The organism is Salmonella sp. A7 (assembly GCF_020181675.1).
In the GTDB taxonomy this organism is placed as follows: Bacteria; Pseudomonadota; Gammaproteobacteria; order Enterobacterales; family Enterobacteriaceae; genus Salmonella; species Salmonella enterica.
In genome coordinates this window covers 911,230-935,542 of record NZ_CP084001.1, presented here as the reverse complement: position 1 = coordinate 935,542, position 24,313 = coordinate 911,230, and the positions used below count along the sequence as shown (strand labels likewise).

The following is a 24,313-nucleotide window of genomic DNA, read 5'->3' as shown; positions in this document are numbered from 1 at the left end:
CAGGTTATTCCCAGAAATCACGCGCGGGATCGAGCACCGGGCGAATGATGCCCGCACGCACCGTAAAGTCGCCGAAGCCTTCACCCGCTTCACGCTCTTTCGCCCAGCGCCCAATCAGTTCATCCAGCGAAGCCAGAATATCCGGCTCGGTGATATTTTCTTGATACATCCGTGGGATACGTGTCCCAATACGGTTGCCACCAAGATGCAGGTTATAACGACCCGGCGCTTTCCCTACTAAGCCAATTTCCGCCAGCATCGCGCGACCACAGCCGTTCGGGCAGCCGGTCACGCGCATCACGATATGCTCATCAGGAATGCCGTGTTTTTCCAGAATCGCCTCCACTTTGTCCGTGAACGACGGCAGGAAACGCTCGGCTTCCGCCATTGCCAGCGGGCAGGTCGGGAACGATACACAGGCCATTGAGTTTTCACGCTGCGCGCTCACGGCATTCATCAACCCGTGGTCGCGCGCCAGCGTCTCGATTTTCACTTTCTGGCTTTCCGGCACGCTGGCAATAATCAGGTTCTGGTTAGCGGTAATACGGAACTCGCCCTGATGAATCTTCGCGATCTCCAGCAGGCCGGTTTTCAGCGGGCGCCCCGGATAATCCAGGATACGACCATTTTCAATAAACAGCGTCAGGTGCCAGTTGTTGTCGATCCCTTTCACCCAACCGATACGATCGCCGCGACCGGTAAACTCATACGGGCGGATCGGCTCAAATTTGATCCCCGCGCGACGCTCGACTTCCGCTTTAAACGTCTCCAGTCCCACGCGCTCAAGGGTGTATTTGGTTTTGGCGTTTTTCCTGTCGGTACGGTTACCCCAGTCGCGCTGCGTCGTCACTACCGCTTCCGCCACCGCCAGGGTGTGCTCCAGCGGTAGATAGCCAAACTCGCTCGCGGTACGGGCATAGGTTTTCTTATTACCATGCTCAATAGACAGACCGCCGCCCACCAGCAGGTTAAAGCCGACCAGCTTGCCGTTTTCGGCAATCGCCACAAAGTTCATGTCGTTGGCGTGCAGATCGATATCGTTTTGTGGCGGGATCACTACCGTGGTTTTGAACTTACGCGGCAGATAGGTCTGCCCGAGGATCGGCTCTTCATCGGTGGTCGCTACCTTCTCCTGATCGAGCCAGATCTCCGCATAGGCGCGAGTGCGCGGCAGCAGATGTTCAGAGATCTTCTTCGCCCATTCGTAGGCTTCCGCGTGCAACTGCGATTCGTACGGGTTGGAGGTGCACAGCACGTTACGGTTCATGTCGTTGGCGGTCGCCAGCGCGTCCAGACCGACCGAATGCAGCATCTGGTGCACCGGCTTGACGTTCTTCTTCAGAATGCCATGGAACTGGAAGGTCTGGCGGTTGGTCAGACGGATACTGCCATAAATCGTGTTATCCGCCGCGAATTTATCGATCGCCTGCCATTGCGCCGTAGTAATCACCCCGCCCGGCAGGCGGCAGCGCAGCAGCATGGCGTGGCGCGGCTCCAGCTTCTGCGCCGCACGCTCGGCGCGAATATCGCGGTCATCCTGCTGATACATGCCATGAAAGCGTATTAGCAGGAAGTTGTCGCCTTTAAAACCGCCGGTGAGACCGTCGTTCAGATCTTCCGCAATGGTACCGCGCAGGTAGTTGCTTTCCAGCTTCATGCGCTCGGCATCGGACAGTTTACCTTCGACCACCAGTGGGCCTGGATGTTTTTCGCTCATTAGTAGACATCTCGCTGATAACGGCGCTCGACGCGCAGCTCACTTAAAAATTCATCCGCCGCTTCGATGTCCATTGCACCGAATTCAGCAATCACTTCCAGCAATGCTTTTTCGACATCTGCGGCCATACGCCTGGCGTCGCCGCAGACATAAATGTGGGCACCGTCATTGATCCAGCGCCACAGCTCCGCGCCCTGTTCGCGCAGTTTGTCTTGTACGTAGATTTTTTCTTTTTGATCGCGGGACCAGGCCAGATCGATCCGGTTCAGCACGCCTTCTTTCACGTAACGCTGCCATTCAACCTGATAAAGGAAGTCTTCGGTGAAGTGCGGGTTACCGAAGAACAGCCAGTTCTTGCCTTCCGCACCGTCGGCGGCGCGTTGCTGCATAAAGGCGCGGAACGGCGCGATACCCGTACCTGGGCCAATCATAATCACCGGCGTTTCCGGGTTAGCAGGCAGGCGGAAGTTATCGTTATGCTCAATAAAGACGCGAACTTCGCCCTCTTCTTCCACGCGGTCAGCGAGGAAGCTGGAAGCGCCACCGGCGCGGGCGCGGCCTTCAATGTCATAACGAACCACGCCAACGGTGATATGCACTTCGCTCTCCACTTCAGCCTGTGCGGAGGCGATGGAGTACAGACGCGGCGTTAGCGGACGCAGCAGGTCGATTAGCGCCTGAGCATCCAGCTGCGCCGGAGAGAAACGCACCATATCAACGATCGGCGTGGTGGCGGCATACTGTTGAAGCAGGGCTTTATCGCCCACCAGCGGCAACAGCGACTCACTGCGCGTCAGGGTCGCGTAGTTCTCAACAATGTTGGCGGTATTCACCGTCAGCTCGAAGTGCCACTCCAGCGCTTCGGCGAGCGGCAGGGTTTTACCGTCAACCGTCACCGGCTCATCGCCTTTCAACCACAGCAACTCAACCAGCTCTTTCACCAGATCCGGATCGTTCTGATACCAGACGCCCAGCGCATCGCCCGGCTGATAGCGCAGGCCGGAGTCGCCTAAATCAATCTCAATATGGCGCACATCTTTTTCTGAATCGCGACCGGTGATTTTCTGATTCACGGCGAGGGTCGCGGTCAGCGGCGCGTCTTTGGTATAGGGGCTGGTGTGGATGTCGTTTACCGCGCCAGTAGCGACGGATTGCGAAGGTGCCGCGACAGGTGCGCGGGACTTCAGAACATCAACCACGCGGGCGCGCCATTCGCTGGCAGCGGCCTGATATTCAACGTCAGCATCGACACGGTCGAGCAGACGTTCACCGCCCAGTTCCGCCAGTTTGCTGTCAAAATCTTTTCCGGACTGGCAGAAAAATTCATAAGAGGTGTCGCCGAGGCTAAACACGGCAAAAGCGGTGTTTTCCAGTTTCGGCGCTTTTTTCGAGAACAGGAACTTATGCAGCGCGACGGCCTCTTCCGGCGGCTCGCCTTCTCCCTGGGTGGACGTCACTATCACCAGCAGTTTTTCACTGGCAATCTGTTTGAATTTGTAGTCGCCGGCGTTCACCAGTGTCACATTAAGGTTGGCCGCCAGCAGATCATCACGCAGCGCTTCCGCCACACGACGCGCGTTGCCGGTTTGCGAAGCGGAGATAAGCGTAACCCCCGGCATCTTCCCCTCAGGAGCAGGCGTGACGGCAACAGTGCCTGAGCGCGGGTTCAGTACGCCCCAAAAATAGCCGGAGACCCAGGCAAGCTGTTCGGGAGTAAGGTCGGTTGTCGCGGCCTGAAGGCGCGCCAGTTGCTCCGGATTAAGCGGAAGCAACCCAGTCAGTGGAGCCGGTGTCGTCATGCGTCGTTATGTTCCAGTAAGCAAAGCGGATCTACACACAAAATCATTCAAGTTCGCCGTAAGCTGAGCGCGCCCCAGGAGCGTACATAAATACGTGACTAGGGTGAGTAAACGCAGTCAACACAGATGCGGCTTGAAGGATGAAGTGTATAAGCGATAAATCCCAAACTAAGGATAAGGGTAACGGTGAGAGGAATAACAATTAAAGAAGGGTTGGAAATAACAAATAACCAAATGAACTAACCTGTTTTAGTTATCGTTATTAACGCCAAAATCGATTTTATAATTAATTGATAATTATTAAATTTTCTGGAAATTCTTAAATTAATTGCCCGTCACAAGGCGGAGAATGGTTTTAGTTAATGATAAAAAATGCGCTTTCCGGTACCCTACGGCGGTTTTTTTATTGCCTGAGAGTTCATCATGTCCACCACGTTGTATAAAGATTTCACCTTTGAAGCCGCTCACCGCCTGCCTCACGTGCCTGAAGGGCATAAGTGCGGCCGCCTGCACGGACACTCGTTTATGGTGCGTCTCGAAATTACCGGTGAAGTCGATCCGCATACCGGTTGGATTATGGATTTCGCGGATCTCAAAGCGGCGTTTAAACCTACTTACGATCGTCTTGATCACTACTATCTGAATGATATTCCAGGGCTGTCCAATCCCACCAGCGAAGTGCTGGCAAAATGGATTTGGGATCAGGTTAAGCCCGTCGTGCCGCTACTGAGCGCCGTGATGGTGAAAGAGACCTGTACAGCCGGCTGCGTCTATCGCGGCGAATAAGGTTTATTAACGCGTGGGCTGGATGGCAAATTGATTCCAGCCTATTCACACGACGTTTTATCAGTGAAAACATTGTCCAGCGCGGTGTTAAAAGCGCAGCACATCACCAGTTGCAGGTGCGGTTATTTCCGGTAGCCACAACCGCCCCCAGACCCCTGTACAGTGACAACCGCATAGTTTTTCAGGTTTTTGTTCTTGCAGAAAGCGCCTGACTCGCCACATCGTGAACGGTGATGCGCAGCGGAGATGAAATCCGCCGACAAGCGCGTAAATCCGCTTTATACCGGTAATGTTCTGACAGTGCCGGACAATATTTGCGATCCCCCGATGCCCGCATCCCGTAATGATGACTAATCCTTTTGCCGATTGGTAAATCAGTACGCCCTCATCCAAAATAGAGTCCGGCTCCGCATTGTGGCCGCCAAAAATGCCGTAGGCTTCAGGCGCGACCACCGGTATTTCCCCTGACCAGATAAAGTTTTCGCCAATCGGCAGGGGGTCACGCGTGTACATCATTCGGTAGCGTGAATAGTCCACCTCACATGACAATTTTTTTATTTTTCGGGTAATACCGAGAAAAGTCATTGCCGCATAACGTTCACGCGCAATATCGGGATGGCAGATGATTCGACTGTTATCAGGAAGCCACGGCACGCCGCCGCAATGATCGTAATGACCATGCGAAAGCACCACAGCAGACACATCGGACAGGTCGATCCCCATCGCCGACGCGTTTTGCATAAAACTGTCATCAGGGCCGGTATCGAACAAGATCGACGTAGACTCATCCTCGACCAACAGGCTTAATCCTGGCCGGGCCTTCAATGATTTATCCGCTCCAGCTCCCTTATGATTTTCGAGCAATACCCTGATCCTTAACGCCATGGCCTTCTCCTGTATAAAAGCCTCCCCGGGAAAACGCGGCCTTTTTACTTTACAGGTTTGTAGCAGCCATTACTGGTACACAGATTATGATTATGCAACGGCTATCCCCGCTGACGCGGGGAACACACGGCAACGGATGCGACCGCCAGCGCGATCCCCGGTTTATCCCCGCTGGCGCGGGGAACACAGGCCGCAGCAGGTGATCAAAATACGTATCTGCGGTTTATCCCCGCTGGCGCGGGGAACACTTCGTGCCTCTTCCCACGCGTTACGAAGGCCGCGGTTTATCCCCGCTGGCGCGGGGAACACTTTTCGCCAGTGTCGGACGCCTCCGGCAAACTCGGTTTATCCCCGCTGGCGCGGGGAACACTTAGTATTTGTAGCGGTTTTCCGGAGAAAACGCGGTTTATCCCCGCTGGCGCGGGGAACACACTAAACGTATATCATTGTTTATAAACTACTTTTTGTCAGCACCACATTCCACCAACATAATCGCAACAATTTAAATTATTAAAGAACAGCTAATTTGCTGATTTTGATGCAAAAAAGTTCATAGAATGATTTTTTCTTTAAATTTACCAAAATAGCGTGATCCGTGCATCGCTATGGAAAAATTTATCAGCGCTTTTATACACTCATCGAAATTCACATAGAGAAAATAAACAATGCAAGGTAATGGATGAGTCACAGACGGCATCGGCAGGCCGTCTGTAAGATTAGTAATGCATCAGGCAATATTTAAATATTTATGTGTTTGCATCGACAAACGCCAGTTACGTGCAATACAAGTTTCAATACACAGACGCGTCGCGTCTTCTTTCTGGCTAATGGGCTGCAAAGCAATCACGCGCGGTTTATCATCGCTCAACGTGGCTAACAGTTCATCCAGCGCCTCAATATCACGAACTCGCCCAACGGGATGCTTGATTTCATTGGCGCGCTCCAGCGCCTGGGAAAGCACGTCATATCCCCCGCGCATATTCACTTTTGGTGAAACCGTGACCCAGGTATTGGGCGTACAGCGCACTTCGTGCGTCCCGCTGGTTTCAATCTGACAACTAAAACCACTCTTTTCAAGCAGATCGGTGAGCGGCATGAGGTCGTGAATGCAGGGTTCGCCACCGGTGATGACAACGTGACGCGCGGTATAGTCCTGACGATTAATCACCGCCAGCAGATCTTCACTGCTCGCAGCACCCCATTTGTCGCTCTCTTTGGTTTTTGCCAGAATGCTGAACAGAGACACTTCCCGATCGCTCAGTTTATCCCAGGTATGCTTGGTATCACACCAGGCACAGCCGACCGGACATCCCTGTAAACGAATAAAAATAGCGGGGACGCCGGTAAAATAACCCTCGCCTTGTAGGGTCTGGAACATCTCGTTAATCGGGTACTGCATAGCGTTCTCTGTTAAGGGGATAATCGTTAATTATTGCAGATTTCGTCTGCCCGGTCATGCACAGCGGCTGCGCTATTGAACAGATACAAAAAAACCCGCCGAAGCGGGTTTATACGTTAAGAGGTAAAAGCAGGATTACGCCTGGCCTTTGATCTCTTTACGACCGTTGTACGGTGCTTTTTCGCCCAGAGCTTCTTCGATACGAATCAGCTGGTTGTATTTAGCAACACGGTCAGAACGGCTCATAGAACCGGTTTTGATCTGGCCTGCAGCGGTACCAACAGCCAGGTCAGCAATGGTAGCGTCTTCAGTTTCGCCAGAACGGTGAGAGATGACAGCAGTGTAGCCAGCGTCTTTCGCCATCTTGATTGCAGCCAGAGTTTCGGTCAGAGAACCGATCTGGTTGAATTTGATCAGGATGGAGTTAGCGATACCTTTCTCGATGCCTTCTTTCAGGATTTTGGTGTTGGTTACGAACAGGTCGTCACCAACCAGCTGGATTTTGTCGCCCAGTACTTTGGTCTGGTATGCAAAACCGTCCCAGTCAGACTCGTCCAGACCATCTTCGATGGAAACGATCGGGTACTGTTTGGTCAGTTCTTCCAGGAAGTGGGTGAATTCTTCGGAGGTGAACGCTTTGTTGCCTTCGCCAGCCAGAACGTATTTACCGTCTTTGTAGAATTCAGATGCTGCGCAGTCCATCGCCAGGGTGATGTCTTTACCCAGCTCGTAACCAGCCGCTTTAACCGCTTCAGCGATAACAGCCAGTGCTTCCGCGTTGGAGCCCAGGTTCGGCGCATAGCCGCCTTCGTCACCCACAGCGGTGTTCATGCCTTTGCCTTTCAGCACTTTTGCCAGGTGATGGAAAACTTCAGAACCCATACGGATGGCTTCTTTAACCGTTTTCGCGCCAACCGGCTGGATCATGAATTCCTGGATGTCGACGTTGTTGTCAGCGTGCTCGCCGCCGTTGATGATGTTCATCATCGGAACCGGCATGGAGTATTTGCCCGGAGTGCCGTTCAGTTCAGCAATGTGCTCGTACAGCGGCATACCTTTAGCGGCAGCAGCAGCTTTGGCGTTAGCCAGAGAGACAGCCAGAATGGCGTTTGCACCGAAGTTAGATTTGTTTTCAGTACCGTCCAGGTCGATCATGATTTTGTCGATGCCAGCCTGGTCTTTAGCGTCTTTGCCAAAAATAGCCTGAGCGATCGGGCCGTTAACCGCGCCAACAGCTTTGGTTACGCCTTTACCCAGGAAACGGGATTTGTCGCCATCGCGCAGCTCCAGCGCTTCGCGGGAACCAGTAGAAGCACCTGACGGAGCTGCCGCCATACCTACGAAACCACCTTCCAGGTGTACTTCAGCTTCAACAGTCGGGTTACCACGGGAGTCGATGATTTCACGACCGATGACTTTAACGATTTTGGACATTAGGTTTTCCTCAAGTCACTAGTTAAACTAAAACTTCAGACAAACGGTGCACCGCTTAGGGTGCACCGCTGTTCTAACTTTTTTACTTCGCCTGACGTTTCTGATGCTCGCTGGCGGCTTTAACAAAGCCGGCGAACAACGGATGTCCATCACGCGGCGTGGAAGTAAATTCCGGATGGAACTGACAGGCCACGAACCACGGATGATTCGGTACCTCAATGATCTCGACTAACTGATCATCACCGGAACGGCCTGCGACACGCAGACCCGCTGCTTCAATTTGTTTCAACAACATATTGTTGACTTCGTAACGATGGCGATGACGTTCAACAATCGTCGACGCGCCGTACAACTGACGTACCAGACTGTCATCGCTAAGTTGGCACTGCTGCGCACCCAGGCGCATGGTGCCACCCAGATCGCTCTTCTCGCTACGGACTTCAACGTTACCGTCTTCATCGCGCCACTCGGTAATTAACGCCACAACCGGGTACTTACAGTCTGGCACAAATTCCGTTGAGTTGGCGTTGTCCATGCCGGCCACGTTACGAGCGAACTCAATCAACGCAACCTGCATCCCCAGGCAAATGCCCAGATAAGGAATATTGTTTTCACGCGCATAGCGCGCAGTGGCGATTTTACCTTCAACGCCACGATAGCCGAAGCCGCCGGGGATCAGGATAGCGTCCAAATCTTTCAGAATTTCGACGCCGCGCGTTTCAACATCTTGCGAATCGATCAATTTGATGTTGACGGTAACGCGGTTTTTCAGACCACCGTGTTTCAGCGCTTCGATCACCGACTTATAGGCATCCGGCAGTTCAATATATTTGCCGACCATGCCGATAGTCACTTCGCCTGCCGGGTTCGCTTCTTCGTAAATGACCTGTTCCCATTCAGACAGGTTAGCTTCCGGACAGTTCAAGCTGAATCGTTTACAAATATAATCATCAAGCCCCTGAGATTTCAACAGGCCCGGAATTTTATAAATGGAATCGACATCTTTCATTGAAATAACGGCTTTTTCCGGCACATTACAGAACAATGCAATTTTTGCACGCTCGTTGGCAGGAACCGCACGGTCGGAACGACAAATCAGAATATCGGGCTGAATACCGATAGACAGCAGCTCTTTCACGGAGTGCTGAGTCGGTTTAGTTTTCACTTCGCCCGCAGCCGCCAGGTAAGGTACCAGCGTCAGGTGCATAAACAGCGCGTGTTCACGACCGATATCTACCGCCAATTGACGAATCGCCTCAAGAAACGGCAGCGATTCGATATCACCGACGGTACCGCCGATTTCCACCAGTACCACATCGTGGCCTTCGCCGCCTTCCAGCACGCGCTCTTTAATCGCGTTAGTGATGTGAGGGATTACCTGTACGGTTGCGCCCAGATAGTCGCCACGGCGTTCTTTACGCAGAACGTCGGAGTAGATACGGCCAGTCGTGAAGTTGTTGCGGCGAGACATCTTGGTGCGGATGAAACGCTCGTAGTGCCCCAGGTCCAGGTCGGTTTCAGCGCCGTCTTCAGTAACGAACACTTCCCCGTGTTGGATTGGGCTCATAGTACCCGGATCAACGTTGATGTACGGATCCAGTTTCATGATGGTCACGTTGAGACCACGGGCTTCCAGAATGGCTGCGAGGGAGGCTGCGGCAATGCCTTTACCCAGAGAGGATACGACCCCGCCGGTCACAAAAATATAGTTCGTTGTCATGCGGAACCTGAGAAGTTAGGTTTAAAAGACGATGGAATAACCAGGACGGGAAAGCAGTATACCCGAACATGACCTACGCCACAAACTTTCATTATTCCTCCTCTTCGTCAGGCTGACATTCACACAGGGAGGGAGAAAATAGCCCCTTTGAGGTAAATGTTTTTGACGTAAATCAAGCGCTTGTTATTTAAAAAATCACACAAATCGCTCTTGACCGCCTAAAACCTTTAGAGATCAATTTCCTGGCGTTTTACTTCCTGCCAAACTTCTTCCATTGTTTCCAGGTCCACCCCGGTCATTTCCAGGCCTCTGGCTGCGACAATACGTTCAACTTCGCGAAAACGACGTTCAAATTTATCGTTCGCTTTTTGCAAAGCGAGCTCCGCTTTCGTACCTAAATGACGCGCCATGTTGACCGTGGCAAAGAGCAAATCGCCCATTTCCTCTTCCAGTTTAGCCTGATCAACAACCGCCTGCCGCGCCTCGAACATCACCTCATCGATCTCTTCATAGACCTTATCGACGACCGGTCCCAGCGTCGTCCAGTCAAAGCCCACGTTTGAACACCGTTTCTGGATTTTTTGCGCGCGCATTAAGGCCGGTAAGCTGCGCGGAATATCGTCCAGCGCGGAATGCTGCGCTTTTTGCGCGCGCTCTTCCGTTTTGATTTGCTCCCAGCGAACTAATGCTTCTTCGCTATTATCCGCGGAAAGCTCGCCAAAAACATGCGGATGGCGGCGCTCCAGCTTGTCGCTGATGGCAGCGCAGATATCATTAAAATCGAAGCGGCCTTCTTCCTGCGCCATCTGCGCGTAAAACACCACCTGGAACAACAGGTCGCCCAGTTCGCCGCGCAAATCGTCAAAATCCTCACGCGCAATAGCATCCAGTACTTCATAGGTTTCTTCCAGCGTATAAGGCGCGATGCTGGCGAAGGTCTGCTCTTTATCCCACGGGCAGCCGTTTTCCGGGTCACGCAGGCGCTGCATGAGGGTGAGAAGACGGTCAATTTGATGGTTAGTTGTCATGGTTTTTAATCGGTTGTAAATACTAGCGACAATTGTAACGTATTATTCTTAACCATTCACGCACAGAGACACTACGGCAACGCCTATATAATAAAATATATTGTTAACAGGTGTTGAACGCTACCTCTCCCGTATAATTTTAAAATTATTAATCGATACACAACAATATAATAATCATATAACTAACTTATTAAAAAAACAGATATTTGTACCAGGCATTATAAATAACATCAATTAAGCAAAAAAAATTATGCAAACGCTATAAGCCCCCCCCAAAGAGCCTTCCCTTTCAAAAAAATAAATTATTTCACTTTTACGGAAAAACGAGTAGCATGCACGCCAGTTTAATATCCAAAAAAGACCACTTTTTTTGTTTTTTCTGGAACATACATGAAATAAACATATTGAAAGTATTACATATAATATTTTATGAGCCTGTACGATCATTCAGCCCTTAAGAATACACTCATAAAAATGTAGAAATATAATATTTTTATTATGACCTATTTTTTACCCAAAGCCCGCAGCATGGCTCTATGCCGCATATCCCTTGGTATACGCGTACAAAATGCTGCCATAAAATACGTTAATTAAGGATAACACGATGAAGTCATCTCATTTTTGTAAACTGGCAGTAACTGCATCTTTAGTTATGGGAATTGTCTCCGGCGCTCAAGCCGCGGGTAGCAACACAGCAAAGGTTACTTTCCTTGGTAATATTGTTGATTCCCCCTGCTCAATCACACTTGTTTTTTAGATAAAAAGGCTATAACCAATTTACATGCTTACCAGCATCCTGATTCTGGCTCAGAATACGTATCACGATAACTTCCGTAACTGATTGTATAAAATAGATAATATGCCTTTCAAACGGTAAGGCATAAATGTATTCACCCAGTTCAGGTCGAGGCGTGCCAATGTTATTGGCACTCATGATGCTGAATATTTCTGATAGATGATTAATATATCGATCGGCCTGTATTTCGCCAAAATACAGCCAGCCGTAATGCCAGATATTTTCCAGATCTTCACTGGCCTTTGGCGTTAATTTTACCGTTCTCATCGGGTTTGATCATCCCTGTTTTGACCTTCCGTAAAAAGGCGTCCTTTTCCCAGGCCTGGGGCTCTCCGCTGTTCAGACCTTCAGCCAGAAGTTCACGTAACGCCTGAAGTCGTGACTCGGCCTGTTTTTCCCTCAGCAGACGAAGAGACTCTCTGATCACTTCACTTTGTGTTCTGTAATCACCTGATTCTATGAGCGATTCAATAAACTCGCGCAGTTCATCGCCAAGATCAACGGTCATTGTTCTGGCCATAACAGCCTCCACTGTAAGTATAAATCTTACATAAGAGTACACCGGAAATGAAATGTACGTCAAAAACATACCCCATATCTCATGCTTATGGGGTTGGTTAATGCGGCTTTGCTGAACGAGTAGCAAAGCCGCTACATTATTACTGTCTGGGGTTTACCCCCCGTGCAAACGACGGGCATCAATCACATCCGGCACCTGGTTCAGCTTACCGAGCACGCGGCCCAGCACCTGCAGGTTGTAGATCTCGATGGTCATATCAATGGTGGCGATCTGCTGCTTAATGTCGCTGCGGCTGGCGACGCCCAGCACGTTGACTTTTTCGTTAGCCAGAATGGTGGTGATATCACGCAATAAACCGCTGCGATCGTTGGCCTGGACGCGCACCACCAGCGAATATCCCGCCGAGTAGCTTTCGCCCCATACCGCCTCTACGATCCGCTCCGGCGCATGTGAGCGCAGTTCCGCCAACTGTTCGCAATCGGCCCGGTGCACGGAAATCCCCCGCCCCTGAGTAATGAAGCCGACAATTTCATCCCCCGGAATCGGCTGGCAGCAGCGGGCAATGTGGTGCATCAAATTACCCACGCCTTCTACCACCACGCGCCCGTCGTCTTTACGACGATTTTGCGGCGCGTATGTTTTTTGCTGAAGCTGTTTCAGCGCCGCTGCATCCTGCTCCTCTGCACTCGGCTTATTGAACTGCGATTGCAGGAAATTCACCATCTGATTAAGACGGATATCGCCGCCGCCTATCGCCGCCAGCAACTCTTCCAGCTCATTAAAGTTGTAGCGCGGCAGCAGATGTTTCTCGGCCTCTTTCAGGCTAATCCCCAAATGCGCCAGCTCATCGTCGAGGATCTGCCGTCCAGCCAGGATATTTTTGTCACGGTCCTGTTTACGGAACCAGGCGTGAATTTTCGAGCGTCCGCGGCTGGTCGTCACATAGCCCAGGTTTGGATTCAGCCAGTCGCGGCTGGGATTCGGCTGCTTCTGAGTGATAATTTCAACCTGATCCCCCATCTGCAACTGATAGGTGAATGGCACAATACGCCCACCAATTTTCGCGCCGATGCAGCGGTGCCCGACATCGCTGTGGATGTGGTAAGCAAAATCGAGCGGCGTAGATCCGGCAGGCAAGTCAACCACGTCGCCTTTTGGCGTAAAAACGTAGACCCGATCGTCAAACACCTGGCTGCGCACTTCATCCAGCATTTCGCCGGAATCCGCCATCTCTTCCTGCCAGGCGATCAGCTTACGCAGCCACGCAATTCTGTCTTCATGGCCGGAACGCACGCCGCCGGACGCGGCGCCTTCTTTATACTTCCAGTGCGCCGCCACGCCCAGTTCGGCGTCTTCATGCATCTGTTTGGTACGGATCTGGATCTCAACGGTTTTACCGCCCGGCCCCAGGACCACGGTGTGGATAGACTGGTAACCGTTCGGTTTCGGGTTAGCGACATAATCATCGAATTCATCCGGCAGGTGGCGATAGTGCGTATGCACTATCCCCAACGCGGCATAGCAGTCCTGCAGACGTTCAGCGACAATACGCACGGCGCGCACGTCAAAGAGTTCATCAAACGCCAGATGCTTTTTCTGCATTTTGCGCCAGATGCTATAAATATGTTTTGGTCGTCCGTAGACTTCCGCCTGCACGCCTTCGTTTTTCATTTCGGCGCGCAGATGTCCAACAAACTCTTCGATGTAATGTTCGCGATCGAGACGGCGCTCATGCAGCAGTTTGGCGATGCGTTTGTATTCCGCCGGATGCAGGTAGCGGAAACAGTAGTCTTCCAGTTCCCACTTCAGTTGCCCGATGCCCAGACGATTAGCGAGCGGCGCATAGATGTTGGTACATTCTTTCGCCGCCAGCACGCGCTCATCTTCCGGCGCCTCTTTCACTTCGCGCAAATGAGCGATTCGCTCGGCCAGTTTGATCACCACGCAGCGGAAATCATCCACCATCGCCAATAACATTCGACGGACGTTATCAACCTGCTCCGAAGAAACAGAGTCGTTATGAGTGGCGTTTAGCTGACGGATCGCCGCCATATCGCGCACGCCATGAATCAGGGTCACGATAGATTTGCCGACGCTTTCGCGCAGTACATCTTCGCTGACTACGTTGGCGTCGGCCAGAGGGAACAGTAGCGCCGCCCGCAGCGTGTCGATATCCATACTCAGCGTGGAAAGAATTTCTACCATCTCCACGCCACGCCACAGCAACAGATCCGCATCCGGATGTCCTTGTGTCTGTTGCAGGCAATACGCCCAGGTTTCGGCTAAGCGCTCACACGACTGCTGGCTGGAAATTCCCAGGCTTGCGATCCACTTCTTCGGATCAAATTCACCAGCTTTATTAATATGTGCACTTCTTACCGCGACCATCGTCCTCTCCTTAAGGGACCAGGCCTACCGAAGTCGGTAAGCCGGTAATCATTACATGCGCTCGAACAGAACCATTGATTCCAGATGTCCTGTGTGCGGGAACATGTCGAGCATCGCTAAACGCGTAACCTCATATCCCGCATTGACTAGCGCTTCACTATCGCGCGCCAGCGTCGCCGGGTTACAGGATACATAAACAATGCGAATAGGTTTTAATTTTATAATATGTCGCATCACTCCTGTAGCCCCCGCACGCGCAGGATCGAGTAAGACTTTGTCAAAGCCGTTTTTCGCCCACGGCTGCTTCGTGACATCTTCCTCCAGGTTCTCATGGAAGAATGTCACATTATGTAAACCATTGCGGATGGCGTTTTCACGGCCTTTTTCTACCAGCGCCGGAACGCCCTCAACCCCTACCACGCTTGCCGCGCGCGTTGCCAGCGGCAGCGTAAAATTCCCCATTCCGCAGAACAGATCCAGGACACGATCCTCGGCGCGCACATCAAGCCACTCCAGCGCGCGGGCGATCATTTGCTGGTTTACCGCCTCATTAACCTGAATAAAATCTCGCGGACTGAAGGCTAAACGTAAGCCGTGCGAATCATACCAGGGCGCCTCGCCAGATACCGTTTCCAGTATCTCGCTAAACGGCGCCAGAAACAGAGACAATCCCTCAGAATGCGAAAAGCGTTCCAGTTTTTCTTTATCCGCCGCACTCAATGGCGCGGTATGGCGCAGAATCATCAGCGTACCGCTTCCCGCCTGTACCAGCTCAACATGCCCAAGATGTCGGGTGCCGTGTAAACTCGCCAGACACGCCCTGATTCGGGGCAGCAATGCTTCAAGCTGGGGCGCCAAAACAGGGCACTGTTCGACATTGACGATATCGCTGGAACCCGCTTTGCGAAATCCCATTTGCAGCGGTTTATCCGGCAGGCAATTCAGACTTAACCGCGCACGACGCCGATAACTCCAGGGCTCGCCGGCGATGATGTCATTCACCTCGTGTTTCATCAAACGCGCCAGCGCCGCGCTTTTGCTGCGTTGTTGCAGGGCGATGCTGACATGCTGTTGCTGACAACCGCCGCAGACGCCAAAATGCGGGCAGCGCGGCGTTTCTCGTTCCGGGCTATCATTCAAACGGCGCGAAACGCGTGCGCGGGCAAATTGCTTTTTATCTTCTGTAATAATGACTTCTGCGCTTTCCTCAGGCAATAAACCGGGGATAAACAGCGCCTTTCCGTTATGACGGGCTACGCCCTGACCAAATGAATCGAGGTCATTGACTTTAACGGTTATGATCTGACGCGTCGTCACGCGCCGTTTTGCAGAGTAGAATTGCGCCATCGACCAGCTTTTTCTCAATTTAACAGTGTGACCCTAATTGTCCCATAACGGAACTCCATGACCAACTACAGCCTGCGCGCACGCATGATGATTCTGATCCTGGCCCCGACCGTCCTGATAGGTTTGCTGCTCAGTATCTTTTTTGTAGTGCACCGCTATAACGACCTGCAGCGTCAACTGGAAGATGCCGGCGCCAGTATTATTGAACCGCTCGCCGTCTCCAGCGAATATGGTATGAACTTACAAAACCGGGAGTCTATCGGCCAACTTATTAGCGTCCTGCACCGCAGACACTCTGATATTGTGCGGGCGATTTCCGTTTATGACGATCATAACCGCCTGTTTGTAACGTCTAATTTCCATCTGGACCCCTCACAGATGCAGCTTCCCGCCGGAGCGCCGTTTCCACGTCGTCTGAGCGTCGATCGCCACGGCGATATTATGATTCTGCGCACTCCGATTATCTCGGAGAGCTATTCGCCGGACGAGTCAGCCATTGCCGACGCGAAAAATACCAAAAATATGCTGGGGTATGTGGCGCTTGAACTGGATCTCAAGTCGGTAAGGCTACAGCAATACAAAGAGATTTTTATCTCCAGCGTGATGATGCTTTTTTGTATTGGCATTGCGCTGATCTTTGGCTGGCGGCTTATGCGCGATGTCACCGGGCCTATCCGTAATATGGTGAATACCGTTGACCGCATTCGCCGCGGACAACTGGATAGCCGTGTGGAAGGATTTATGCTGGGCGAACTGGATATGCTGAAAAACGGCATTAATTCCATGGCGATGTCGCTTGCCGCCTATCACGAAGAGATGCAGCATAATATCGATCAGGCTACTTCGGACCTGCGTGAAACCCTTGAGCAGATGGAAATCCAAAACGTTGAGCTGGATCTGGCGAAAAAGCGTGCCCAGGAAGCGGCGCGTATTAAGTCGGAGTTCCTGGCGAACATGTCTCACGAACTGCGAACGCCGCTGAACGGCGTCATTGGCTTTACCCGCCTGACATTAAAAACGGAGCTGAATCCCACCCAGCGCGACCATCTGAACACCATTGAGCGTTCCGCGAATAATCTGCTGGCGATCATTAATGACGTGCTTGATTTCTCCAAGCTGGAAGCCGGTAAGCTCATTCTGGAAAGTATCCCTTTTCCACTGCGCAACACGCTGGATGAAGTGGTTACGCTGCTGGCCCACTCGTCGCATGATAAAGGGCTGGAGTTGACGTTAAATATTAAAAACGACGTCCCGGATAATGTGATTGGCGACCCGCTGCGCCTGCAACAGGTCATTACTAATCTGGTGGGCAATGCCATTAAGTTCACCGAGAGTGGCAATATCGACATTCTGGTAGAAAAGCGGGCGCTCAGTAACACCAAAGTACAGATTGAAGTGCAGATCCGCGATACGGGGATCGGCATTCCGGAACGCGACCAGTCGCGACTGTTTCAGGCGTTTCGCCAGGCCGATGCCAGTATTTCTCGCCGTCACGGCGGCACCGGGCTTGGGCTGGTGATTACACAAAAGCTGGTCAACGAAATGGGCGGGGATATCTCTTTCCACAGCCAGCCTAATCGCGGCTCGACCTTCTGGTTTCATATTAATCTTGATCTTAACCCAAATGTCATTATTGACGGGCCGTCGACCGCATGTCTGGCCGGAAAACGGCTGGCTTATGTCGAACCGAATGCTACCGCCGCGCAATGTACCCTGGATCTGCTGAGCGACACGCCGGTGGAGGTGGTTTACAGCCCGACCTTCTCCGCGCTGCCGTTAGCGCACTACGATATTATGATTTTGAGCGTTCCGGTGACCTTCCGCGAGCCGCTCACCATGCAGCATGAACGTCTGGCGAAAGCGGCATCAATGACGGACTTTCTACTGCTGGCGCTACCTTGCCATGCGCAAATTAACGCCGAAAAGCTGAAACAAGGAGGCGCGGCGGCCTGTCTGTTAAAACCATTAACGTCAACGCGCCTGTTGCCAGCGCTGACGGAATATTGCCAGTTGAATCACCATCCTGAACCGCTGCTAATGGATACCAGTAAAATCACCATGACGGTTATGGCGGTTGATGATAATCCCGCCAATCTGAAGCTTATCGGCGCGTTACTGGAAGATAAAGTCCAGCACGTAGAGCTTTGTGATAGCGGACATCAGGCGGTGGATCGGGCGAAACAAATGCAGTTTGATCTGATTTTGATGGACATTCAGATGCCGGATATGGACGGCATACGCGCCTGCGAGTTAATTCACCAGCTTCCTCATCAGCAGCAAACACCGGTTATTGCCGTTACGGCACATGCGATGGCCGGGCAAAAAGAGAAGTTGCTCAGCGCGGGCATGAACGACTATCTGGCTAAACCGATAGAAGAAGAGAAGTTGCATAATCTGTTGCTGCGCTATAAACCTGGCGCCAACGTAGCAGCGCGCCTGATGGCGCCGGAACCGGCTGAGTTTATCTTCAATCCGAATGCAACGCTCGACTGGCAGCTTGCGCTCCGCCAGGCTGCCGGTAAGCCCGATCTGGCACGGGATATGCTGCAAATGCTGATTGATTTTCTGCCGGAAGTGCGCAACAAAATTGAAGAACAACTGGTGGGAGAAAATCCCAACGGTTTGGTCGATCTGGTCCATAAGCTACACGGGAGCTGCGGCTATAGCGGCGTACCGCGGATGAAGAACCTTTGCCAGCTTATTGAGCAACAGCTTCGCAGCGGCGTCCACGAAGAGGAGCTGGAGCCTGAGTTTCTGGAGCTGCTGGATGAGATGGATAATGTTGCGCGTGAAGCGAAGAAGATATTAGGATGATATTCGCCGGATGGCGGCGTGACCGCCTTATCCGGCCTATAACTCAGCGTAACTGTTGCCCCGCTTTCAGCGTTGCAGCCACGTTGCGCGCGGTCATTCGTACGTTTTCACTCGCATTCTTCAGCGCGTCCTCCAGCGTGCAGATGGTATAAATCACGCTGAAAACGGCATCAAGCCCATGTTCATGAACCACGCCAACATCCGCCGTCAGGCTACCCGCAATACCAATTACCGGCTTGTTATACCGTTTGGCGATGTTTGCCACGCCAATAGGGACTTTACCGTGAATGGTCTGGCTGTCGATGCGCCCCTCGCCGGTGATGACTAAATCAGCATCCGCAAGACACGCTTCCAGATGAAGCGCATCGGTGACAATCTCAATACCACGCCGTAGCTGCGCGCCGCAAAACGCGTATAACGCCGCCCCCATGCCGCCTGCCGCGCCGCCGCCTGCCAGATCCAACACATCGACATGCAGATCGCGGGCAATCAAATGCGCATAGCGAGTCAATGCCGTATCCAGGCGTTCAATCATTTCCGGCGTCGCCCCTTTTTGCGGACCAAAAACCGCAGACGCGCCCTCTTTGCCGGTAAGGGGATTCGTGACATCGCAGGCGACCTCTATATGACACGCCGACAAACGCTTATCCAGGCCGCTAATATCAATGCTGGCGAGTGTTTCCAGCCCAATGCCGCCTTGCACAATATCATTGCCCTGCGCATCCCGTAGCCTGGCCCCCAGCGCCTGCACCATCCCCGCGCCGCCATCGTTGGTGGCGCTACCGCCGATACCAATAATGATATGCTCAACGCCCGCATCCAGCGCATGACGGATCAGCTCGCCGGTTCCCCATGATGTGGTCTTCAACGGATCGCGTTGCGCGGGCGGTACCTGCTCCAGCCCACTGGCGGCCGCCATTTCAATGAACGCGGAACGCGCATCGCCGGAAAGCCCATAAAACGCATTGACGCGATGCCCCAACGGCCCGGTGACCTCAACATGCACGATTCGACCCGCCGTCGCTTCAACCATCGCTTCGACAGTACCTTCTCCGCCATCAGCCAGCGGTAATTTCAGGTAATCGGCGTCAGGCCAGATCTCGCGAAATCCTTGTTCAATGGCGGTCGCTACCTCAAGAGCACTCAAACTTTCCTTATACGAGTCTGGTGCGATCACTATTTTCATAAGTCGTCCTTACGCATGTTGATCCTGTTAAGCATACACCCAGAGAAGGACCGGTTCCTTACGGAACCGGCTCTGACTTAACGCACCATGCAAGGACGCTTATTATCAAACGTCCAGCCAGGAATTAAGTACTGCATTCCCATCGCGTCGTCACGCGCGCCTAAGCCATGCTTTTGATAAAGCTCATGCGCTTTCATCACCTGATCCATATCGAGCTCAACGCCCAGCCCCGGTTTGGTCGGTACTTGCACCATGCCGCCTTTAATTTCAAACGGTTCTTTAGTCAGACGTTGGTTGCCTTCCTGCCAGATCCAGTGGGTATCGATCGCGGTGATCTTGCCCGGCGCCGCCGCGGCAACATGGGTAAACATCGCCAACGAAATATCAAAGTGGTTGTTAGAGTGCGAGCCCCAGGTCAGACCGAACTCATGACACATTTGCGCCACGCGTACAGAGCCTTGCATAGTCCAGAAGTGCGGGTCCGCCAGCGGGATATCGACGGATTGCAGCGACAGCGTATGCCCCATTTGACGCCAGTCGGTCGCTATCATATTGGTGGCCGTCGGTAATCCGGTCGCGCGACGGAATTCCGCCATCACTTCACGTCCGGAAAAACCCTGCTCCGCGCCGCACGGATCTTCTGCATAGGCCAGAGAACCTTTCAGGTATTTACCAATGCTGATCGCTTCGTTCAACGACCAGGCGCCGTTTGGATCGAGCGTGACGCGCGCTTGTGGGAAACGTTTCGCCAGCGCCACGATTGACTCGGCCTCTTCTTCGCCCGCCAGCACGCCGCCTTTCAGTTTGAAGTCGTTGAAGCCGTATTTTTCATAGGCGGCTTCCGCCAGACGTACTACCGTTTCCGGCGTCATCGCCTCTTCATGGCGCAGACGATACCAGTCGCATTGCTCATCCGGCTGGCTCTGATACGGCAGCGGCGTGGCCTTGCGATTGCCGACAAAGAACAGATAACCCAGCATTTCGACTTCGCTGCGCTGCTGACCGTCGCCTAACAGCGAAGCGACGTTGACGCCCAGGTGTTGGCCCAAAAGGTCAAGCATTGCCGCTTCAATACCAGTCACCACATGGATAGTGGTACGGAGATCGAACGTTTGTAAACCGCGTCCGCCCGCATCGCGATCGGCAAACTGGTTGCGAACGGCGGTCAGGACATTTTTATATTCACCCAGCGTTTTTCCCACCACCAGTGGGATCGCATCTTCCAGCGTTTTGCGGATTTTTTCGCCGCCCGGAATCTCGCCGACCCCGGTATGACCGGAGTTATCTTTAATAATGACGATGTTGCGCGTGAAGAACGGGGCATGCGCGCCGCTCAGGTTCATCAGCATACTGTCATGGCCCGCAACCGGGATAACCTGCATTTCAGTCACTACAGGCGTCGTAAATTGAGTACTCATAACTGTGTCCTTATTCAGAATTAGTGACGACCAAAAACAGGGCGTTTGCGGTCAAAAGTCCAGCCGGGGATCAGGTATTGCATCGGGCCTGCATCATTACGCGCGCCGCCTGGCAGCGTTTTATACGCGTCATGCGCTTTTCGCACCTGTTCCCAGTCAAGCTCCACGCCCAGTCCTGGCGCATCCGGAACGGCAATTTTGCCGTTTTTAATTTCCAGCGGATTTTTAGTCAGGCGGCAATCGCCCTCCTGCCAGATCCAGTGCGTATCAATAGCGGTGGGTTTGCCTGGCGCCGCCGCGCCGACATGGGTAAACATCGCCAGTGAAATATCAAAATGGTTATTCGAATGGCAGCCCCAGGTTAGCCCCCAGTCATCGCACAGTTGCGCCACGCGAACGGCGCCGGTGAGAGTCCAGAAATGCGGGTCGGCAAGAGGAATGTCTACCGCATTGAGCATCGCCGCGTGTCCCATTTCACGCCAGTTGGTGGCAATCATATTGGTCGCTACCGGCAGTCCTGTAGCACGGCGGAACTCCGCCATGACTTCACGACCAGAGAATCCTTGCTCCGCGCCGCACGGATCTTCCGCGTAGGTCAGTACATCATTCAGCCCTTTGCACAACGCAATGGCTTCATCCAGTAGCCAGGCGCCGTTCGGATCCACGGTAATACGCGCGTCCGGGAAGCGTTTTTTTAGCGCGCGAACGGTATCAATCTCTTGTTCGCCCGGCAGCACGCCGCCCTTGAGTTTAAAATCTTTAAAACCGTAGCGATCCTGAGACGCTTCCGCCAGCCGCACGACCGCGTCGCTGTTCAGCGCTTCCTGATGGCGCAGGCGATACCATTCATGACTGCCCGGCGTGCTTTCCAGATACGGCAGATCGGTTTTAGTGCGATCGCCAATATAGAAGAGATAGCCCAACACGGTGACGGCATCGCGCTGTTTACCGGGTCCTAACAGTTCACAGACCGGCACATTAAGCGCCTGTCCCAGTAGATCAAGCAGCGCCGCTTCCAAAGCCGCCACCGCGTTAACCCGCAGTTCAAACGTCCATGCGCCTTTACCAAAGGTGTCAAAATCAGCGGCTTGGTTGCCTTTATGCACCTGCTGCACCACTTTGTTCAGGCGGGCGACTTCCTGGCCTAATACCATCGGAATAGCATCGACCAGCGTCTGATAAATCACTTCTCCGCCCGGCGCCTCGCCGACGCCAGTATGCCCGGCGTTATCGGTGAGGACGACGATGTTACGGGTGAAGTACGCGTTATGCGCGCCACCGATGTTGAGTAGCATACTGTCATGTCCGGCAACCGGAATGACCTTCATGTCCGTAATAACGGGACTGGATTGCGTTGTCATGATAATTGTCCTGCGACAGGTTTCAGTTCAATACGCTTAATATCGCCTACCAGCACCAGATAGCTGATGATGGCCACCAGGGCATGTACGCCGACATAGATCAACGCGCCGTTGAAGGAACCGGTGGTGCCAACGATGTAACCAATCGCGATTGGCGTCACAATACCGGAAATATTGCCGAACATATTAAACAAGCCGCCGGAAAGACCGCTGATCTCTTTCGGCGCGGTATCCGCCATTACTGCCCAGCCCAACGCGCCGATACCTTTACCGAAGAAGGCCAACGCCATAAAGCCGATGATCATCCATTCCACGTTCACATAGTTACAGAACACCATAACCATTGACAGCAACATCCCCAGCACAATCGGCGTCTTGCGCGCGATATTCAGGGAGCCAGTACGACGCATCAACCAGTCGGAAATGATGCCGCCCAACACGCCGCCGATAAAGCCGCAGACCGCAGGAACCGAGGCGACAAAGCCCGCTTTGAGAATCGACATGCCGCGCGCCTGGACCAAATAGACCGGGAACCAAGTAATAAAGAAATAGGTCAATGCGTTAATACAGTACTGACCGATGTAAACGCCAATCATCATACGAGAGCCCAGCAGCTGTTTGATCTGGCCCCATTTGACGCTAAACGGTACTTTCGCTTTGGTGTCTTTCTGATCCATATTGATCAGCGCGCCGCCTTCTGCGATGTACTCCAACTCTTTCTTATTTACGCCCGGATGGTTATTTGGTTCATGGATAACTTTCAACCAGATAAAGCTGATAATGATCCCTAACCCGCCCATAAAGAAGAAGACATGCGACCAGCCCACTTCGTGCGTCAGCCAGCCCATAATCGGCGCGAAAATAACCGTGGCAAAGTATTGCGCGGAGTTAAAGATGGCCACTGCCGTTCCCCTCTCCTGCGCCGGGAACCAGGCTGCAACGATGCGACTGTTGCCCGGGAAAGAAGGCGATTCCGCCAGACCAACCAGGAAACGAAGCGTAAAGAGGGCGACAATAATGCCGAAACCACTAAAGATATCGACAAAACCCTGCAACAGGGTGAAGACTGACCAAATGAAAATAGACCAGAAATAGACGCGTTTGGAACCAAAGCGGTCCAGCAGCCAGCCGCCCGGGATCTGCCCGATAACATAGGCCCATGAAAAAGCAGAAAAAACATAGCCCATGCCTACCGGATCAAGGCCGATATCTTTGGCCATTTCTGAGCCGGCAATGGACAATGTGGCGCGGTCGCCGTAGTTGAAGGATGTGACGATAAACAGCATCACCACTATCCAGTAGCGGGCGTTCGTGCGTTTCTCCGCACTACTCGCCGCGTGACTTAATGAACTCATTGTTGCACTCCTGAAATTTCGCGTTAGCTACGCTCACTCTGAACTGCACAACCGGTAGGGAATCAGAGATAACGTTTCCTTGTTGCAGCTTTTATTAGGTCGTTTGCTTTGCACGCTGCATGCTTTTATTCACTGGCAGGAGAAGTATAAAAAGCGCGCCACACACACTCACCGTGCAACAACACAGTATTTCGGCGATGAATTACGCCTGTTTATGGCAAAAGCCCAGGACAGTGGAAGCCACTTCACGGAAATGAAATCAGAAGGCGTCAGGCGTCGACGCAGGAGGAATAAAAGGAGAAGAATGTGAAACAGGTCGCTTGATTACATGAAAACGCCCGTAAAAAACTGCCGCTTTTG

At 52.6% G+C, this 24,313-nt stretch carries 17 protein-coding genes, 1 pseudogene and 1 CRISPR repeat array; of the genes and pseudogenes, 3 read left to right on the top strand and 15 right to left on the bottom strand.

Features of this window, described 5'->3' with window-relative positions:
• Positions 1-4: 4 nt before the first annotated feature.
• Complete coding sequence (cysI, locus tag LCS67_RS04445; RefSeq protein WP_001290646.1) at positions 5-1,717, bottom strand: assimilatory sulfite reductase (NADPH) hemoprotein subunit; 1,713 nt, start codon at positions 1,715-1,717, stop codon at positions 5-7.
• Entirely contained in the window at positions 1,717-3,516 is a 1,800-nt protein-coding gene (cysJ, locus tag LCS67_RS04440) for an NADPH-dependent assimilatory sulfite reductase flavoprotein subunit (protein WP_000210928.1), read from the bottom strand. The genes cysI and cysJ overlap by 1 nt, the downstream gene beginning before the upstream one ends.
• Positions 3,517-3,939: 423 nt before the next feature.
• Between cysJ and queD the strand changes: the two genes are divergently transcribed.
• Positions 3,940-4,302 carry a 6-carboxytetrahydropterin synthase QueD gene (queD, locus tag LCS67_RS04435; protein WP_000108313.1) on the top strand — a complete coding sequence of 121 codons (363 nt, stop codon included), beginning with the start codon at positions 3,940-3,942 and terminating at the stop codon, positions 4,300-4,302.
• An 87-nt stretch (positions 4,303-4,389) separates the two neighbouring features.
• Here queD and LCS67_RS04430 read toward each other — a convergent pair whose 3' ends face one another.
• The 5 genes from LCS67_RS04430 to mazG all read right to left on the bottom strand — a co-directional run bounded on the left by LCS67_RS04430 (position 4,390) and on the right by mazG (position 10,768).
• Entirely contained in the window at positions 4,390-5,187 is a 798-nt protein-coding gene (locus tag LCS67_RS04430; RefSeq protein ID WP_001207993.1) for an MBL fold metallo-hydrolase, read from the bottom strand.
• Positions 5,188-5,284: 97 nt separating this feature from the next.
• Positions 5,285-5,618: a CRISPR direct-repeat array (repeat unit 29 nt; unit sequence CGGTTTATCCCCGCTGGCGCGGGGAACAC).
• Between the two features lie 296 nt (positions 5,619-5,914).
• Positions 5,915-6,586: a 7-carboxy-7-deazaguanine synthase QueE gene (queE, locus tag LCS67_RS04425; protein ID WP_001199956.1), complete on the bottom strand. Its 672-nt coding sequence runs from the start codon at positions 6,584-6,586 to the stop codon at positions 5,915-5,917.
• Positions 6,587-6,721: 135 nt separating this feature from the next.
• Positions 6,722-8,020 carry a phosphopyruvate hydratase gene (gene eno / locus LCS67_RS04420; RefSeq protein WP_000036731.1) on the bottom strand — a complete coding sequence of 433 codons (1,299 nt, stop codon included), beginning with the start codon at positions 8,018-8,020 and terminating at the stop codon, positions 6,722-6,724.
• A gap of 82 nt (positions 8,021-8,102) precedes the next feature.
• Positions 8,103-9,740 carry a glutamine hydrolyzing CTP synthase gene (pyrG, locus tag LCS67_RS04415; RefSeq protein ID WP_000210864.1) on the bottom strand — a complete coding sequence of 546 codons (1,638 nt, stop codon included), beginning with the start codon at positions 9,738-9,740 and terminating at the stop codon, positions 8,103-8,105.
• Positions 9,741-9,967: 227 nt separating this feature from the next.
• A complete protein-coding gene (gene mazG / locus LCS67_RS04410) occupies positions 9,968-10,768 on the bottom strand; it encodes a nucleoside triphosphate pyrophosphohydrolase (RefSeq protein ID WP_000210451.1) in 801 nt (266 codons plus the stop codon).
• 604 nt (positions 10,769-11,372) lie between these two features.
• On the opposite strand from mazG, the pseudogene LCS67_RS04405 reads away from it, so the two are divergent.
• A pseudogene (locus LCS67_RS04405) lies at positions 11,373-11,516 on the top strand (fimbrial protein SteA); the annotation flags it as partial.
• Between the two features lie 18 nt (positions 11,517-11,534).
• On the opposite strand, the gene LCS67_RS04400 reads toward LCS67_RS04405, so the two are convergent.
• The 4 genes from LCS67_RS04400 to rlmD form a co-directional block, all read right to left on the bottom strand.
• On the bottom strand, positions 11,535-11,831 hold the full coding sequence (locus LCS67_RS04400; protein ID WP_001261199.1) for a type II toxin-antitoxin system RelE/ParE family toxin: 297 nt from the start codon (positions 11,829-11,831) through the stop codon (positions 11,535-11,537).
• Entirely contained in the window at positions 11,797-12,153 is a 357-nt protein-coding gene (locus LCS67_RS04395; protein WP_000480218.1) for a type II toxin-antitoxin system ParD family antitoxin, read from the bottom strand. The genes LCS67_RS04400 and LCS67_RS04395 overlap by 35 nt, the downstream gene beginning before the upstream one ends.
• A gap of 84 nt (positions 12,154-12,237) precedes the next feature.
• Positions 12,238-14,472: a GTP diphosphokinase gene (relA, locus tag LCS67_RS04390; RefSeq protein ID WP_000226841.1), complete on the bottom strand. Its 2,235-nt coding sequence runs from the start codon at positions 14,470-14,472 to the stop codon at positions 12,238-12,240.
• A gap of 51 nt (positions 14,473-14,523) precedes the next feature.
• Complete coding sequence (rlmD, locus tag LCS67_RS04385) at positions 14,524-15,819, bottom strand: 23S rRNA (uracil(1939)-C(5))-methyltransferase RlmD (RefSeq protein WP_061377585.1); 1,296 nt, start codon at positions 15,817-15,819, stop codon at positions 14,524-14,526.
• Positions 15,820-15,876: 57 nt separating this feature from the next.
• Between rlmD and barA the strand changes: the two genes are divergently transcribed.
• Positions 15,877-18,633 (top strand): two-component sensor histidine kinase BarA, encoded by a 2,757-nt coding sequence (barA, locus tag LCS67_RS04380; RefSeq protein WP_000186400.1) that lies wholly within the window; start codon positions 15,877-15,879, stop codon positions 18,631-18,633.
• Between the two features lie 43 nt (positions 18,634-18,676).
• Here the strand turns inward: barA and LCS67_RS04375 are convergent, their stop codons facing one another.
• The 4 genes from LCS67_RS04375 to gudP form a co-directional block, all read right to left on the bottom strand.
• On the bottom strand, positions 18,677-19,819 hold the full coding sequence (locus tag LCS67_RS04375; RefSeq protein ID WP_000706486.1) for a glycerate kinase: 1,143 nt from the start codon (positions 19,817-19,819) through the stop codon (positions 18,677-18,679).
• A gap of 77 nt (positions 19,820-19,896) precedes the next feature.
• Complete coding sequence (gene gudD / locus LCS67_RS04370; RefSeq protein ID WP_000107113.1) at positions 19,897-21,237, bottom strand: glucarate dehydratase; 1,341 nt, start codon at positions 21,235-21,237, stop codon at positions 19,897-19,899.
• Positions 21,238-21,257: 20 nt separating this feature from the next.
• Positions 21,258-22,598, bottom strand: a complete 1,341-nt coding sequence (locus LCS67_RS04365; protein ID WP_000211804.1) for an enolase C-terminal domain-like protein — start codon at positions 22,596-22,598, stop codon at positions 21,258-21,260.
• Positions 22,595-23,953 (bottom strand): galactarate/glucarate/glycerate transporter GudP, encoded by a 1,359-nt coding sequence (gene gudP, locus LCS67_RS04360; protein WP_000097015.1) that lies wholly within the window; start codon positions 23,951-23,953, stop codon positions 22,595-22,597. The genes LCS67_RS04365 and gudP overlap by 4 nt, the downstream gene beginning before the upstream one ends.
• Positions 23,954-24,313: the final 360 nt, after the last annotated feature.

Bases quoted from the DNA above. Each gene is read 5' to 3' on its own strand.
- cysI (WP_001290646.1), bottom strand. From the start codon at position 1,717: ATGAGCGAAAAACATCCAGGCCCACTGGTGGTCGAAGGTAAACTGTCC.
- cysJ (WP_000210928.1), bottom strand. From the start codon at position 3,516: ATGACGACACCGGCTCCACTGACTGGGTTGCTTCCGCTTAATCCGGAG.
- queE (WP_001199956.1), bottom strand. From the start codon at position 6,586: ATGCAGTACCCGATTAACGAGATGTTCCAGACCCTACAAGGCGAGGGT.
- relA (WP_000226841.1), bottom strand. From the start codon at position 14,472: ATGGTCGCGGTAAGAAGTGCACATATTAATAAAGCTGGTGAATTTGAT.
- LCS67_RS04400 (WP_001261199.1), bottom strand. From the start codon at position 11,831: ATGAGAACGGTAAAATTAACGCCAAAGGCCAGTGAAGATCTGGAAAAT.
- queD (WP_000108313.1), top strand. From the start codon at position 3,940: ATGTCCACCACGTTGTATAAAGATTTCACCTTTGAAGCCGCTCACCGC.
- mazG (WP_000210451.1), bottom strand. From the start codon at position 10,768: ATGACAACTAACCATCAAATTGACCGTCTTCTCACCCTCATGCAGCGC.
- barA (WP_000186400.1), top strand. From the start codon at position 15,877: ATGACCAACTACAGCCTGCGCGCACGCATGATGATTCTGATCCTGGCC.
- LCS67_RS04395 (WP_000480218.1), bottom strand. From the start codon at position 12,153: ATGTTTTTGACGTACATTTCATTTCCGGTGTACTCTTATGTAAGATTT.
- eno (WP_000036731.1), bottom strand. From the start codon at position 8,020: ATGTCCAAAATCGTTAAAGTCATCGGTCGTGAAATCATCGACTCCCGT.
- gudP (WP_000097015.1), bottom strand. From the start codon at position 23,953: ATGAGTTCATTAAGTCACGCGGCGAGTAGTGCGGAGAAACGCACGAAC.
- LCS67_RS04375 (WP_000706486.1), bottom strand. From the start codon at position 19,819: ATGAAAATAGTGATCGCACCAGACTCGTATAAGGAAAGTTTGAGTGCT.
- LCS67_RS04365 (WP_000211804.1), bottom strand. From the start codon at position 22,598: ATGACAACGCAATCCAGTCCCGTTATTACGGACATGAAGGTCATTCCG.
- LCS67_RS04430 (WP_001207993.1), bottom strand. From the start codon at position 5,187: ATGGCGTTAAGGATCAGGGTATTGCTCGAAAATCATAAGGGAGCTGGA.
- rlmD (WP_061377585.1), bottom strand. From the start codon at position 15,819: ATGGCGCAATTCTACTCTGCAAAACGGCGCGTGACGACGCGTCAGATC.
- gudD (WP_000107113.1), bottom strand. From the start codon at position 21,237: ATGAGTACTCAATTTACGACGCCTGTAGTGACTGAAATGCAGGTTATC.
- pyrG (WP_000210864.1), bottom strand. From the start codon at position 9,740: ATGACAACGAACTATATTTTTGTGACCGGCGGGGTCGTATCCTCTCTG.